This is a genomic window from Kitasatospora sp. NPDC029367, assembly GCF_055569135.1.
Genome location: NZ_JBVHYH010000028.1, coordinates 1 through 13,427 on the forward strand (window position 1 = coordinate 1; position 13,427 = coordinate 13,427).

The 13,427-nt window shown below is 67.5% G+C and carries 23 protein-coding genes; all 23 read left to right on the forward strand.

All coding sequences use genetic code 11. The features are described 5' to 3' along the window. Positions 1 to 207 precede the first annotated feature (207 nt). The 23 genes from ACZ4W5_RS17490 (at position 208) to rplO (ending at position 13,409) form a co-directional block, all read left to right on the forward strand. Positions 208 to 1,101: a glycosyltransferase family 2 protein gene (locus ACZ4W5_RS17490; protein ID WP_360226253.1), complete on the forward strand. Its 894-nt coding sequence runs from the start codon at positions 208 to 210 to the stop codon at positions 1,099 to 1,101. Between the two features lie 278 nt (positions 1,102 to 1,379). Next, entirely contained in the window at positions 1,380 to 3,203 is a 1,824-nt protein-coding gene (locus ACZ4W5_RS17495) for a hypothetical protein (protein WP_465655320.1), read from the forward strand. Positions 3,204 to 3,596: 393 nt separating this feature from the next. After that, entirely contained in the window at positions 3,597 to 3,905 is a 309-nt protein-coding gene (rpsJ, locus tag ACZ4W5_RS17500; RefSeq protein ID WP_012785157.1) for a 30S ribosomal protein S10, read from the forward strand. A 14-nt stretch (positions 3,906 to 3,919) separates the two neighbouring features. Continuing rightward, positions 3,920 to 4,567: a 50S ribosomal protein L3 gene (gene rplC / locus ACZ4W5_RS17505; protein ID WP_207810335.1), complete on the forward strand. Its 648-nt coding sequence runs from the start codon at positions 3,920 to 3,922 to the stop codon at positions 4,565 to 4,567. 4 nt (positions 4,568 to 4,571) lie between these two features. Further along, positions 4,572 to 5,249 (forward strand): 50S ribosomal protein L4, encoded by a 678-nt coding sequence (gene rplD, locus ACZ4W5_RS17510; RefSeq protein ID WP_360226259.1) that lies wholly within the window; start codon positions 4,572 to 4,574, stop codon positions 5,247 to 5,249. After that, on the forward strand, positions 5,249 to 5,566 hold the full coding sequence (rplW, locus tag ACZ4W5_RS17515; protein WP_030280768.1) for a 50S ribosomal protein L23: 318 nt from the start codon (positions 5,249 to 5,251) through the stop codon (positions 5,564 to 5,566). Before rplD ends, rplW begins: the two co-directional genes overlap by 1 nt. Positions 5,567 to 5,612: 46 nt before the next feature. Further along, the gene (gene rplB / locus ACZ4W5_RS17520) at positions 5,613 to 6,449 is read left to right on the forward strand and encodes a 50S ribosomal protein L2 (protein ID WP_207810337.1); all 837 of its coding nucleotides are present in this window, start codon (positions 5,613 to 5,615) and stop codon (positions 6,447 to 6,449) included. An 11-nt stretch (positions 6,450 to 6,460) separates the two neighbouring features. Then, positions 6,461 to 6,742: a 30S ribosomal protein S19 gene (gene rpsS / locus ACZ4W5_RS17525; RefSeq protein WP_030280772.1), complete on the forward strand. Its 282-nt coding sequence runs from the start codon at positions 6,461 to 6,463 to the stop codon at positions 6,740 to 6,742. An 82-nt stretch (positions 6,743 to 6,824) separates the two neighbouring features. Continuing rightward, on the forward strand, positions 6,825 to 7,172 hold the full coding sequence (rplV, locus tag ACZ4W5_RS17530; protein ID WP_030280773.1) for a 50S ribosomal protein L22: 348 nt from the start codon (positions 6,825 to 6,827) through the stop codon (positions 7,170 to 7,172). After that, positions 7,172 to 7,996 (forward strand): 30S ribosomal protein S3, encoded by an 825-nt coding sequence (rpsC, locus tag ACZ4W5_RS17535; protein ID WP_030280775.1) that lies wholly within the window; start codon positions 7,172 to 7,174, stop codon positions 7,994 to 7,996. Before rplV ends, rpsC begins: the two co-directional genes overlap by 1 nt. Positions 7,997 to 8,001: 5 nt before the next feature. Further along, positions 8,002 to 8,421 carry a 50S ribosomal protein L16 gene (gene rplP / locus ACZ4W5_RS17540; RefSeq protein ID WP_030232476.1) on the forward strand — a complete coding sequence of 140 codons (420 nt, stop codon included), beginning with the start codon at positions 8,002 to 8,004 and terminating at the stop codon, positions 8,419 to 8,421. Next, entirely contained in the window at positions 8,421 to 8,645 is a 225-nt protein-coding gene (gene rpmC, locus ACZ4W5_RS17545; protein ID WP_030232478.1) for a 50S ribosomal protein L29, read from the forward strand. Before rplP ends, rpmC begins: the two co-directional genes overlap by 1 nt. Next, the gene (gene rpsQ, locus ACZ4W5_RS17550) at positions 8,645 to 8,917 is read left to right on the forward strand and encodes a 30S ribosomal protein S17 (RefSeq protein WP_153460991.1); all 273 of its coding nucleotides are present in this window, start codon (positions 8,645 to 8,647) and stop codon (positions 8,915 to 8,917) included. Before rpmC ends, rpsQ begins: the two co-directional genes overlap by 1 nt. Positions 8,918 to 9,019: 102 nt before the next feature. Continuing rightward, entirely contained in the window at positions 9,020 to 9,391 is a 372-nt protein-coding gene (gene rplN / locus ACZ4W5_RS17555; protein WP_030300391.1) for a 50S ribosomal protein L14, read from the forward strand. Positions 9,392 to 9,406: 15 nt separating this feature from the next. Beyond that, a complete protein-coding gene (gene rplX, locus ACZ4W5_RS17560) occupies positions 9,407 to 9,718 on the forward strand; it encodes a 50S ribosomal protein L24 (RefSeq protein WP_030263484.1) in 312 nt (103 codons plus the stop codon). Beyond that, complete coding sequence (gene rplE, locus ACZ4W5_RS17565; protein WP_030280779.1) at positions 9,718 to 10,287, forward strand: 50S ribosomal protein L5; 570 nt, start codon at positions 9,718 to 9,720, stop codon at positions 10,285 to 10,287. Before rplX ends, rplE begins: the two co-directional genes overlap by 1 nt. Positions 10,288 to 10,291: 4 nt before the next feature. Beyond that, entirely contained in the window at positions 10,292 to 10,477 is a 186-nt protein-coding gene (locus ACZ4W5_RS17570) for a type Z 30S ribosomal protein S14 (protein WP_030055830.1), read from the forward strand. A gap of 269 nt (positions 10,478 to 10,746) precedes the next feature. Beyond that, positions 10,747 to 11,154 carry a 30S ribosomal protein S8 gene (gene rpsH, locus ACZ4W5_RS17575; RefSeq protein ID WP_030232489.1) on the forward strand — a complete coding sequence of 136 codons (408 nt, stop codon included), beginning with the start codon at positions 10,747 to 10,749 and terminating at the stop codon, positions 11,152 to 11,154. Positions 11,155 to 11,176: 22 nt separating this feature from the next. Then, a complete protein-coding gene (gene rplF, locus ACZ4W5_RS17580; protein WP_360226263.1) occupies positions 11,177 to 11,716 on the forward strand; it encodes a 50S ribosomal protein L6 in 540 nt (179 codons plus the stop codon). Between the two features lie 3 nt (positions 11,717 to 11,719). Beyond that, a complete protein-coding gene (rplR, locus tag ACZ4W5_RS17585; RefSeq protein WP_030280785.1) occupies positions 11,720 to 12,103 on the forward strand; it encodes a 50S ribosomal protein L18 in 384 nt (127 codons plus the stop codon). A gap of 48 nt (positions 12,104 to 12,151) precedes the next feature. Next, positions 12,152 to 12,772: a 30S ribosomal protein S5 gene (gene rpsE, locus ACZ4W5_RS17590; protein ID WP_350503564.1), complete on the forward strand. Its 621-nt coding sequence runs from the start codon at positions 12,152 to 12,154 to the stop codon at positions 12,770 to 12,772. Next, on the forward strand, positions 12,772 to 12,954 hold the full coding sequence (gene rpmD, locus ACZ4W5_RS17595; protein ID WP_030055835.1) for a 50S ribosomal protein L30: 183 nt from the start codon (positions 12,772 to 12,774) through the stop codon (positions 12,952 to 12,954). Before rpsE ends, rpmD begins: the two co-directional genes overlap by 1 nt. Positions 12,955 to 12,956: 2 nt before the next feature. Next, positions 12,957 to 13,409, forward strand: a complete 453-nt coding sequence (gene rplO, locus ACZ4W5_RS17600) for a 50S ribosomal protein L15 (RefSeq protein WP_030280790.1) — start codon at positions 12,957 to 12,959, stop codon at positions 13,407 to 13,409. Positions 13,410 to 13,427: the final 18 nt, after the last annotated feature.

Genomic DNA, 13,427 nt, shown 5'->3' on the forward strand with positions numbered 1-13,427 from the left:
CCCCCCCCCCCCCCCCCCCCCCCCCCCCCCCCCCCCCCCCCCCCCCCCCCCCCCCCCCCCCCCCCCCCCCCCCCCCCCCCCCCCCCCCCCCCACTGCCGACCCCGGCCGACGCGGTCGTTCGAAAAAGCTGGTTGACTTGACCCGCCCGGCGGCCGCGGCCGGGCGGCACCGAAGCGTGATCCAGGACCAGGAGGTGCGGCGCCGCCATGAGCGTCGATTTCGTCATCCCGTACTACGGAGACCCGGAGTACCTGTTCGCCACCATCGACAGCATCAGGGCGCAGCACCAGCAGGACTGGCGGCTGACCGTGGTGGACGACCAGTACCCGGGCAACCGGGCGCTGGAGTACATCGAGGGCCTGAACGACGAGCGGATCCGCTACGTCCGCAACGAGGAGCGGCTGGGCCCCAACGGCAACACCTACAAGGCGTCGACCCTGGCCGAGCGCGAGTTCGTCTCGATGATGGGCGCCGACGACCTGCTGGAGCCGAACTACCTGGACGTCGTCCTGGAGCGGATGAAGGCCGACCCGAAGGCGATCGCGGTCCAGCCGGGCGTCAAGGTGATGGACAGCGACGGGAACCTGGTGCCGGCGCTCGGCATCGGTGACAAGGTCAAGCGCCGGATCGCCGCCCCGGCCCGCAAGGCCGGCCTGATCAGCGGCGAGGACGCGGTGAAGAGCCTGCTGTCCGGGAACTGGCTGTACACCCCGTCGCTGCTGTACCGGCAGTCCGCGCTGTCGAAGATCCCGTACCGCCCGGACATCGACGCCGTGCACGATCTGGCGTTCATGGTCGACATGCTGATGGAGGGCGGCAACCTGCTGGTCGACGAGCGCGAGGTGTTCCGCTACCGCCGCCACCAGGCCAGCGACTCCTCGAACCGGGTCAAGGACGGCAAGCGCTTCGACGAGGAGCTGCAGTACTACGGGCTGATCGCCAAGGAGCTGCGCGCCAAGGGCTGGAACGCCGCGGCCCGCTCGGCCGACCTGCACCTCTCCTCCCGGCTGCACGCCCTGATGGTCGCCGCCGGGCGTCTCGGCGCGGGTGACTTCGCCCACGCCGGCGCCATGGTCGGCCGGGCCGTCCGCAGCAGCTGACCCGTTCCGCGACGGGGCGGGGCTGAACGTCGGGCCGTCGGTTCCGCGTTGTCCGGAGGGTAGGGCAGCGGGCCGGCGGCCGTTCCGCGGACGCGGGTCGGCCGGGCGACGGCGACTCGTACGCACCTGGTCCATCGGATGATCACGATGACTCCACACCGGGCCGCGTGGCAGACTTCCCGTGCGATCCAACGACTGGGGGTGCGTGTGGGCGACTCGCGGGCACCTGTGAAAAAGACATGACAAGTGCTGGTTCCAACAACGAGGGAAGTGTCCCGGTGCAGCCGCTGATCGATTCTGCCCATGCGACCGACGGGCGGACATTGAAGGAGGGCGGTGACGGGAACGGGACCGCCGGGCCGGCGGCTCCGCCGGCCGCGCTCGTGCGGCTCCGGGCCCTCGCCGCCCACCGCTGGTTCTGGCCGGTGGCCGTACTGGTCGGCTACCTCGCGCAGACGGGGTTCCGGCTGTCGCTCTCGATCCACAACTACTACCCGTCGGTGCACGCGGACGAGGACGGCTACCTCGCGATCGCGCGGGTGCTGGCCGGCAAGCCCGCCTCCGAGATGCCCACCGGCGTGATCATCCCCGGCGGCTACTCGCTGCTGATCTCGCCGGCCCTGCGGATAGCCGACAACCCGAACACCGCGTACCACCTGATCATGGTGATCAACGCGGTGCTCAACGCGCTGGTCTTCCCGCTGGCCTTCGCGGCGGCCCGCCGCCTCGGGCTGTCCCGGCCGCAGGCCTTCCTGGCCGGCTCCGCCGTCGCGCTGGTGCCGCCGGTGATCTTCTACTCCCAGTTCGTGATGACGGACACCGTCCTCCCGGTGCTCCTGCTGATCTGGCTGATCTCGATGCACGGCTGGCTCTCGCCCGGATCGGCCCGCCGCCGCGCGCTGTACGCGGCCGCGATGAGCCTGGCCGCCGGCTACTCGATGGCCACCCACGACCGCGGCGGCGTGGTCGTGGCGCTGACCGCGCTGGCCCTGCTGGTGGTGCTCGCCCTCGGCTGGGCGCCGCGGCTCACCTCGCTGGCCGGGCTCGGCGCGCTCGCGGTGGCCTACCTGGGCGCCAAGCTGCTGGACGGCTTCGTCACGGCCCAGTTCAAGGACGTGCCGGGGGCGGGCGTCGGCAACAAGGTCTTCGAGAACCTCGAGGACCGCAAGTACACCGGCACGATCATCGTCCGCACCCTCGGCGAGCTCTGGTACTTCTTCACGTCCTCCTACGGCCTCGGCGCGGTCGCCTTCGTGCTGTGCCTGGTGGCGGTGTTCCACCGCCGGTCCCCGGTGGCCGAGCGGGTGGCGTCCTTCTGCATGGTCGCCCTGCTGTGCGGCACCGCGCTGGCCTCCGCCGCGGGCCTGGCGGACAACGAGCGCGTCGACAACTGGGTGTACGCCCGGTACTGCGCCGTGCTGGTGCCGGTGTTCATGGTGGTCGGCCTGGCCGTGCTGTTCCGGGCCGGGAAGCGCCGGCTGCTGCAGCTGGCCGCGCTCGGCACGGTGGTCGTCGGGATCACCGGGTTCGCCGTCACCGAGTACGCCGGCCGCAAGCTCGGCGTCTGGATCATCCCGTGGACGGTGCCGGACGCCCAGTTCCTCGCCTCGACCTACGACGGCCTGCACATGGGCCGTACGACCTTCGGTGCGCTCGCCGTGCTCGCGGCCTGCCTGCTGCTGCGGGTGGCCGGCGGTCGCCGGATCGTCGCGGCCGTGGTGGCCTGCCTGGCGGTCTTCGCCGCCTACGCGACGGTCACCGTCACCAACAACATCGCCGAGTCGCACTCCAAGTTCCGCAAGTACGAGGCCGTCGGCCTGGCCAAGGAGGCCGGCCTGGGCAAGGGCGACAACGTGGTGCTGGACTGGGACCTCGAGTGGGGCAGCCGGATGTCGCTGGCCTTCGAGGTCTACTGGGGCCGGGTCTGGACCAGCAACGTGAAGAACGGCAACACCCCGCCGGAGTCGGCCAACGCGATTCTGCTGACGGTCTCCAAGGACCCGGGCACCAAGCCGGAGTCCAGCTGGCACAAGCCGCTCCCGGGCTGGCACGTCGCGAAGTACAACATCGACCGCGGCTGGGTGCTCTGGCGCAAGGGCTGAGCTGCGGTTCCACCCCATCGGGGCCGGTGAGGTACGCCTCACCGGCCCCGATTGGCATCCGGGCTGCTCCATGTGGCAGTATGTCCAAGTTGCTCGGTTGAGTGCCGATGCTGCGCGCCTCCCGCCGGGAGGACCGGAAGCGAGTCCCATGTACTCGTCGTTCCCGTGATGGCCGTCAAGCGTGAGTTCTACGCCACGGCAGCTGCGGGGCGAAAGTACGGGAATCTTCCGGGAAGCGTGTGCGGGGCCTCGACCCGGCTACCCCTCACCCCGAAAGTTTGAAACCGACGAAGTACTTCGCCGGTTTTTTACAAGCGCGAGAGCGACACGCCCGAGCGCGGGGGTCGGAGGAGGGTCGTGCAGTGACTAAGGACAAAGGACTACTGAGTAGCCATGGCGGGACAGAAGATCCGCATCCGGCTCAAGGCCTACGACCACGAGGTCATCGACTCCTCGGCGAAGAAGATCGTCGAGACGGTGATCCGTACTGGTGCGCAGGTCGCAGGCCCGGTGCCGCTGCCCACTGAGAAGAACGTGTACTGCGTCATCCGCTCGCCGCACAAGTACAAGGACTCGCGCGAGCACTTCGAGATGCGTACTCACAAGCGTCTGATCGACATCCTCGACCCCACGCCGAAGACGGTTGACTCGCTCATGCGTCTCGACCTGCCGGCTGGCGTCGACATCGAGATCAAGCTCTGAGAGGCGCACCGAAGATGGCTAAGCAGATTAAGGGCATCCTGGGCGAGAAGCTCGGCATGACCCAGGTCTGGGACGAGAACAACCGGGTCGTCCCGGTGACCGTCGTCAAGGCTGGGCCCAATGTCGTGACCCAGGTCCACACCGCCGACAGCCCGGCCGGCTACAGCGCCGTGCAGCTCGGCTTCGGCGAGATCGACCCCCGCAAGGTGAACAAGCCCCTCGCGGGCCACTTCGCCAAGGCCGGTGTCACCCCGCGCCGCCACCTGGTCGAGATCCGTACCTCGGACGCGTCCGAGTACACCCTGGGCCAGGAGATCACCGCGGAGCTGTTCGAGGCGGGTGTCAAGGTCGACGTGACCGGCACCTCCAAGGGCAAGGGCTTCGCCGGTGTCATGAAGCGTCACAACTTCAAGGGTCTCGGCGCCGGTCACGGCACCCAGCGCAAGCACCGTTCGCCCGGTTCCATCGGTGGCTGCGCCACCCCGGGCCGTGTGTTCAAGGGCCTGCGCATGGCTGGTCGGATGGGCCACGAGCGTGTGACCACCCAGAACCTGACCGTGCACGCGGTCGACGCGGAGAAGGGTCTGCTGCTCATCAAGGGCGCCGTCCCGGGCCCGAACGGCGGCCTCGTCCTCGTCCGCACCGCGGCGAAGGGGCTGTGAGGAAATGAGCACCATTGACATCCTGTCGCCGGCTGGCGACAAGACCGGCAGCCTCGAGCTTCCGGCCGAGATCTTCGACGCGAAGGTCAGCGTTCCGCTGATGCACCAGGTCGTCGTGGCGCAGCTCGCTGCGGCCCGTCAGGGCACCCACAAGACCAAGACTCGTGGCGAGGTCCGCGGTGGCGGCAAGAAGCCGTACCGCCAGAAGGGCACCGGCCGCGCCCGTCAGGGCTCGACCCGTGCGCCGCAGTTCGCCGGCGGTGGCGTCGTGCACGGTCCCGTGCCGCGCGACTACTCGCAGCGGACCCCGAAGAAGATGATCGCCGCCGCCCTGCGCGGTGCGCTCACCGACCGGGCCCGCCACAACCGCATCCACGTCATCACCGACGTGACCGCGACCGAGGCGCCGTCGACCAAGGCCGCCAAGGGCCTGTTCGGCAAGATCACCGACCGCAAGAACGTCCTCCTGGTCGTCGAGCGCTCGGACGAGCTGGGCCTCAAGTCCGCTCGCAACCTGCCGAACGTGCACATCCTGGACGCCGGTCAGCTGAACACCTACGACGTGCTCGTCTCCGACGATGTGGTCTTCACCCAGGCCGCCTTCGAGCGTTTCGTGGCCGGTCCGGCCGCGTCCGCCAAGGCCGTTGCCGCTGAGGGCGAGCTCGAAGGGAGCGCCGCCTGATGAGCGACGTTACGAGCAAGACGTTCACGGACCCCCGTGACGTCCTGGTGAAGCCGGTCATCTCGGAGAAGAGCTACTCGCTCCTCGACGAGAACAAGTACACGTTCATCGTGTCGCCGGGCGCCAACAAGACCCAGATCAAGCAGGCCGTCGAGGCGGTCTTCTCGGTCAAGGTCGAGGCTGTCAACACGATCAACCGTCAGGGCAAGCGCAAGCGCTCCAAGACGGGCTTTGGCAAGCGCAAGGACACCAAGCGCGCCATCGTGACGCTGGCCGAGGGCAACCGCATCGACATCTTCGGTGGTCCGGTCTCCTGAAACAGGAGATCGTGATCGTCGATTAGGACGAGGACGAGAGAGCCAAATGGGCATCCGCAAGTACAAGCCGACTACGCCGGGCCGTCGTGGCTCCAGCGTGGCCGACTTCGTAGAAATCACGCGGTCCACCCCGGAGAAGTCGCTGGTTCGCCCGCTGCACAGCAAGGGCGGCCGCAACAACGCCGGTCGTGTCACCGCTCGCCACCAGGGTGGCGGTCACAAGCGCGCCTACCGCGTGATCGACTTCCGTCGTCACGACAAGGACGGCGTGCCGGCCAAGGTCGCGCACATCGAGTACGACCCGAACCGCACCGCGCGCATCGCGCTCCTGCACTACGCGGACGGCGAGAAGCGCTACATCATCGCGCCGCGCGGCATCACGCAGGGCGACCGGATCGAGAACGGCGCTGGCGCCGACATCAAGCCGGGCAACAACCTGCCGCTGCGCAACATCCCGGTCGGTACCACCATCCACGCGGTGGAGCTGCGTCCCGGTGGCGGTGCCAAGCTGGCCCGCTCCGCCGGTTCCGGCATCCAGCTGCTGGCGCGTGAGGGCAAGATGGCGCACCTGCGCATGCCCTCCGGTGAGATCCGCCTGGTGGACGCGCGCTGCCGCGCCACCGTCGGCGAGGTCGGCAACGCCGAGCAGTCGAACATCAACTGGGGCAAGGCCGGCCGTATGCGCTGGAAGGGCGTCCGCCCGACCGTGCGTGGTGTGGCCATGAACCCGATCGACCACCCGCACGGTGGTGGTGAGGGTAAGACCTCCGGTGGTCGCCACCCGGTCTCGCCGTGGGGTAAGCCCGAGGGCCGCACCCGTCGCCCGAACAAGGCGTCGGACAAGCTCATCGTGCGCCGCCGCAAGACCAACAAGAAGCGCTAGGAGCAGGTCAGATGCCGCGCAGTCTTAAGAAGGGCCCCTTCATCGACGGCCACCTCATCAAGAAGGTGGACGCTCAGAACGAGGCGGGTACTCAGAACGTCATCAAGACCTGGTCCCGTCGTTCCGTGATCTCCCCGAGCATGCTCGGCCACACGATCGCGGTTCACGATGGCCGTAAGCACGTCCCGGTGTTCGTCACCGAGTCGATGGTCGGCCACAAGCTCGGCGAGTTCGCTCCGACCCGCACCTTCCGTGGCCACGTGAAGGAAGACCGGAAGTCGAAGCGTCGCTAGAGAGCCCATCAGTGGCCTCCGGCCACGGGCTGAGCTTGCGCGCCAAAAAGACTCAATGACTTACTCCATTAAGGGGACAACCATGGAAGCCAGGGCACAGGCGCGGTACATCCGCGTGACGCCCATGAAGGCCCGCCGCGTGGTGGACCTCATCCGTGGCATGAATGCCACGGAGGCCCAGGCCGTCCTGCGTTTCGCTCCGCAGGCAGCCACCGTGCCGGTCGGCAAGGTGCTCGACAGCGCCATTGCCAACGCCGCGCACAACTACAACCACTCCAACGTGGACGACCTCTACATCTCCGAGGCGTACGTTGACGAGGGCCCGACCCTGAAGCGGTTCCGTCCGCGTGCCCAGGGCCGCGCCTACCGGATCCGCAAGCGGACCAGCCACATCACCGTGGTCGTCAGCAGCAAGGAAGGGACCCGGTAATGGGCCAGAAGGTTAACCCGCACGGGTTCCGCCTCGGCATCAGCACGGACTTCAAGTCCCGCTGGTACGCCGACAAGCTGTACAAGGACTACGTCAAGGAAGACGTCGCCATTCGTCGCATGATGACGAAGGGCATGGAGCGCGCCGGCATCTCGAAGGTTGAGATCGAGCGCACCCGCGACCGCGTCCGCGTCGACATCCACACCGCCCGCCCCGGCATCGTCATCGGTCGCCGTGGCACCGAGGCCGACCGCATCCGCGGCGACCTCGAGAAGCTGACCGGCAAGCAGGTCCAGCTGAACATCCTCGAGGTCAAGAACCCCGAGCTGGACGCCCAGCTCGTGGCTCAGGGCGTCGCGGAGCAGCTGTCCTCCCGCGTCTCCTTCCGTCGTGCCATGCGCAAGTCGATGCAGGGCACCATGAAGTCCGGCGCCAAGGGCATCAAGGTCCAGTGCTCCGGTCGTCTCGGCGGCGCCGAGATGAGCCGTTCGGAGTTCTACCGCGAGGGTCGCGTGCCGCTGCACACCCTGCGTGCGAACGTCGACTACGGCTTCTTCGAGGCCAAGACCACCTTCGGCCGCATCGGCGTGAAGGTCTGGATCTACAAGGGCGACGTCAAGAACATCGCCGAGGTCCGCGCTGAGAACGCCGCTGCCCGCTCGGGCAACCGCCCGGCCCGTCCCGAGGGTGGTCGTCCCGCCCGCGGTGGCGAGCGCCGTGGTGGCGAGCGCGGTGGCCGTGGCCGTCGTCCCGCCGCTGCCGAGGCCCCCGCGGCCGCGGCCGTCGAGGCTCCGGCTGCTGAGAACACCGGAACGGAGGCCTGACCCCAATGCTGATCCCCCGTCGGGTCAAGCACCGCAAGCAGCACCACCCCAAGCGTCGCGGCGCTGCCAAGGGTGGCACCGAGCTGGCGTTCGGCCAGTTCGGCATCCAGGCCGTGACCCCGGCCTACGTGACGAACCGTCAGATCGAGTCCGCTCGTATCGCGATCACCCGTCACATCCGTCGTGGCGGCAAGGTCTGGATCAACATCTACCCGGACCGCCCGCTCACCAAGAAGCCGGCCGAGACCCGCATGGGTTCCGGTAAGGGTTCGCCGGAGTGGTGGATCGCGAACGTGCACCCGGGTCGGGTCATGTTCGAGCTGTCGTACCCGAACGAGAAGGTTGCTCGCGAGGCGCTCACCCGCGCCGCGCACAAGCTGCCGATGAAGTGCCGGATCGTCCGGCGCGAGGACGGTGAGAGCTGATGTCGGCCGCTACCAAGGCTGCTGAGCTTCGCTCGCTGGACAACGAGGGTCTCGTTGCCAAGCTGCGCGAGGCCAAGGAGGAGCTGTTCAACCTCCGCTTCCAGGCGGCGACCGGGCAGCTCGACAACCACGGACGGCTCAAGCTCGTCCGTAAGGACATCGCGCGGATCTACACCCTGATGCGCGAGCGCGAGCTGGGCATCGAGACGGTGGAGAACGCCTGATGACTGAGAACACCAACGAGACGCGCGGTTTCCGCAAGACCCGTGAGGGTCTCGTCGTCAGCGACAAGATGGACAAGACCGTCGTCGTCGCCGTCGAGGACCGCGTCAAGCACGCTCTGTACGGCAAGGTCATCCGCCGTACGAACAAGCTGAAGGCGCACGACGAGCAGAACGCTTGCGGTGTCGGCGACCGGGTCCTCCTCGCGGAGACCCGCCCGCTGTCCGCGTCCAAGCGCTGGCGCGTCGTCGAGATCCTCGAGAAGGCCAAGTAACGAAGCCGATGAGGTACGGCCGTATGTGCACAGGGTCCCGCTGGGACGCCGGTGTGAGCAGCGGCCGGCCCGTCGACTCTCGTTGACGATCAGGAGAAAGCTGTGATCCAGCAGGAGTCGCGACTGCGTGTTGCCGACAACACTGGTGCCAAGGAGATCCTTTGCATCCGTGTTCTCGGTGGCTCCGGTCGCCGCTACGCCGGCATCGGGGACGTCATCGTCGCGACCGTCAAGGACGCGATCCCCGGTGGTTCGGTGAAGAAGGGTGACGTCGTCAAGTGCGTCGTCGTCCGCACCGTCAAGGAGCGCCGCCGTCCGGATGGCTCGTACATCCGCTTCGACGAGAACGCCGCTGTCGTGCTGAAGAACACCGATGGTGACCCCCGTGGCACCCGTATCTTCGGCCCGGTCGGCCGCGAGCTGCGCGACAAGAAGTTCATGAAGATCATCTCGCTGGCGCCGGAGGTGCTCTAACCCATGGCGAACAGCATGAAGATCAAGAAGGGTGACCTGGTCCAGGTCATCACCGGCAAGGACAAGGGCAAGCAGGGCAAGGTCATCCAGGCCATGCCGGCTGAGAACAAGGTCCTGGTCGAGGGTGTCAACCGGGTCAAGAAGCACACCAAGCCGGGTCCGGGTACCCAGGGTGGCATCGTGACCGTCGAGGCCCCGGTGCACGTCTCCAACGTCCAGCTGGTCGTGGAGAAGGACGGCAAGAAGGTCGTCACCCGCGTCGGTTACCGCTTCGACGACCAGGGCAACAAGATCCGCGTTGCCAAGCGGACCGGTGAGGACATCTGATGTCTGAGACGACTGTTGAGAAGGTGGCCCCCCGCCTCAAGGAGCGTTACAACTCCGAGATCAAGGGCCAGCTGCAGGAGCAGTTCTCGTACGAGAACGTCATGCTGATCCCCGGCCTGGTCAAGGTCGTGGTCAACATGGGTGTCGGCGAGGCCGCCCGTGACAGCAAGCTGATCGAGGGCGCGATCCGCGACCTGACCGCGATCACCGGTCAGAAGCCGGCCGTGACCAAGGCTCGCAAGTCCATCGCGCAGTTCAAGCTGCGCGAGGGCCAGCCGATCGGCACCCACGTCACCCTCCGTGGTGACCGCATGTGGGAGTTCCTGGACCGTCTGGTTTCGCTGGCCCTGCCGCGAATCCGTGACTTCCGTGGTCTCTCCCCGAAGCAGTTCGACGGCCGTGGCAACTACACGTTCGGTCTGACCGAGCAGGTTATGTTCCACGAGATCGACCAGGACAAGGTCGACCGTCAGCGCGGTATGGACATCACCGTCGTGACCACCGCTCAGACCGACGACGAGGGCCGGGCGCTCCTGCGCGCTCTGGGCTTCCCGTTCAAGGAGGCGTGAGCCAATGGCGAAGAAGTCCCTCATCGCGAAGTCCGAGCGTAAGCCGAAGTTCGGCGTCCGGGCCTACACCCGGTGCCAGCGCTGCGGCCGTCCGCACTCGGTGTACCGCAAGTTCGGCCTGTGCCGTGTCTGCCTCCGTGAGATGGCGCACCGCGGCGAGCTGCCGGGCGTGACCAAGAGCTCCTGGTAACCCCGGAGTTTCAGGTACCGCCAGCGACGCAGAGGTGCCCGACCCCACATCGGCCCGTTTTGGGCTCCCGTACGGATTCCCGTAAGGTTGTGGGGTCGGGCCCCCTGCCGCGGCTTCCCCATGGATGTCCGTGGCCCTTTCTGGAAGGGCTCGCACCCAGTCTTACTACGTCGTAGGTCCCCTGCGCTTGTGCCCCTGACGCACTCGTTCCGAGTGCGGCGGGGGGACCTGGTGCGGAGAAACCACGGCGAGAGAGGCCTGAGGCCATCATGACCATGACCGACCCCATCGCAGACATGCTCACGCGTCTGCGTAACGCGAACTCGGCGTACCACGACACCGTGGCGATGCCGGCCAGCAAGATCAAGGCGCACGTCGCCCAGATCCTGCAGCAGGAGGGGTACATCTCCTCCTACAAGGTTGAGGAGCCCGTCGAGGGCGAGGTCGGCAAGAAGCTGACCATCGAGCTCAAGTTCGGCCCCAACCGTGAGCGCTCCATCGCCGGCATCAAGCGCATCAGCAAGCCGGGTCTGCGCGTTTACGCAAAGTCCACCAACCTGCCGAAGGTTCTCGGCGGCCTGGGCGTGGCGATCATCTCCACGTCCTCCGGCCTCCTGACCGACAAGCAGGCCGCCAAGAAGGGCGTAGGCGGAGAAGTTCTCGCCTACGTCTGGTAATTCGGGAAACGGAGGTACAGCAATGTCGCGCATTGGACGGCTGCCCATCCAGGTCCCCGCTGGCGTGGACGTCACCATCGATGGCCAGACGGTCTCGGTGAAGGGCCCCAAGGGCTCCCTCACCCACGTCGTCGCTGAGCCGATCGAGATCGGCAAGGGTGAGGACGGCACCGTGCTCGTCACCCGCCCGAACGACGAGCGTCGCTCGAAGGCCCTGCACGGCCTGACCCGCACGCTGGTGGCGAACATGATCACCGGCGTGACCGCGGGCTACCGCAAGTCGCTGGAGATCAGCGGTGTCGGCTACCGAGTCACGGCGAAGGGCTCCGACATGGAGTTCGCGCTGGGCTACAGCCACCCGATCCTGATCACCGCGCCGGAGGGCATCTCCTTCGTCGTCGAGTCGGCCACCAAGTTCCACGTGGACGGCATCGACAAGCAGAAGGTCGGCGAGATCGCCGCGAACATCCGCAAGCTGCGCAAGCCGGACCCGTACAAGGCCAAGGGTGTCAAGTACGCGGGCGAGGTCATCCGCCGCAAGGTCGGAAAGAGTGGTAAGTAAGCGATGAGTGTCTCTGTCAAGATCGGCAAGGGCAACGCCTACAAGAGCGCCGCTCGCAAGCGCCGCGCGATCCGCGTTCGCAAGCGCGTCGTCGGCACCGAGGTGCGTCCGCGCCTCGTCGTGACGCGCTCGAACCGTCACATGGTCGCCCAGGTCATCGACGACGCCAAGGGTCACACCCTGGCGTCGGCGTCCACCCTCGACGTGTCCATCAAGGGCGCCGAGGGCGACAAGACCGAGCTGGCCAAGAAGGTCGGGAGCCTGGTCGCCGAGCGCGCCAAGGCCGCCGGCATCGAGTCGGTCGTCTTCGACCGCGCGGGCAACCGGTACGCCGGCCGCATCGCCGCCCTGGCGGACGCGGCCCGCGAGGCCGGGCTCGACTTCTAAGCCGCTCGTCGACTCTGTCGACGGACGTAAACGAGAGAGGTAATTCCAATGGCTGGACCCCAGCGCCGCGAAGGCGGCGCCGGTCGCGGCACGGGTGGCGAGCGGCGCGACCGTAAGCGTGACGGTCAGGGCAACGCCCAGGCCGTCGAGAAGACCGCTTACGTCGAGCGCGTCGTCGCGATCAACCGTGTCGCCAAGGTTGTCAAGGGTGGCCGTCGCTTCAGCTTCACCGCGCTCGTCGTGGTGGGCGATGGCGAGGGCACCGTGGGTGTCGGTTACGGCAAGGCGAAGGAGGTTCCGGCCGCCATCGCGAAGGGTGTCGAGGAGGCCAAGAAGAACTTCTTCAAGGTCCCCCGTATCCAGGGCACCATCCCGCACCCCATCCAGGGTGAGAAGGCCGCCGGCGTCGTGCTGCTCAAGCCCGCCGCCCCCGGTACCGGTGTTATCGCCGGTGGTCCGGTGCGCGCCGTCCTGGAGTGCGCCGGCATCCACGACATCCTGTCGAAGTCGCTCGGCTCGGACAACGCGATCAACATCGTGCACGCCACCGTGGCTGCTCTGAAGGGCCTCGTTCGCCCCGAGGAGATCGCCGCGCGCCGTGGCCTGCCGCTGGAGGACGTGGCCCCCGCCGCCCTGCTGCGGGCTCGTGCTGCTGGGGTGAGCGCCTGATGGCTCGCCTGAAGATCACGCAGACCAAGTCGTACATCGGCAGCAAGCAGAACCACCGTGACACCCTGCGTTCGCTTGGTCTCAAGCGCATGCACGACGTGGTGGTCAAGGAGGACCGTCCCGAGATCCGCGGGATGGCCCACACGGTCCGTCACCTGGTGACGGTTGAGGAGGTGGACTGATCATGGGCGACAACCCGATCAAGATCCACAACCTGCGTCCCGCCCCGGGTGCCAAGACCGACAAGATCCGTGTGGGTCGTGGTGAGGGCTCCAAGGGTAAGACCGCCGGTCGTGGTACCAAGGGCACCAAGGCCCGCTACCAGGTTCCGCAGCGCTTCGAGGGTGGCCAGATGCCGCTCCACATGCGCCTGCCGAAGCTGAAGGGCTTCAAGAACCCGTTCAAGATCACGTTCCAGGTCGTCAACCTCGACAAGCTGGCCGAGCTCTACCCGCAGGGTGGCGAGGTCACGGTCGAGGACCTGGTCGCGAAGGGCGCGGTTCGCAAGAACTCCCTCGTCAAGGTGCTCGGCACCGGCGAGGTCTCGGTTGCGCTGCAGGTGACGGTCGACGCCGTCTCCGGCTCGGCCGCCGAGAAGATCAAGGCCGCCGGCGGTACGGTCACCGAGCTCGTCTGAGCCCGCTGAACCCGCCGA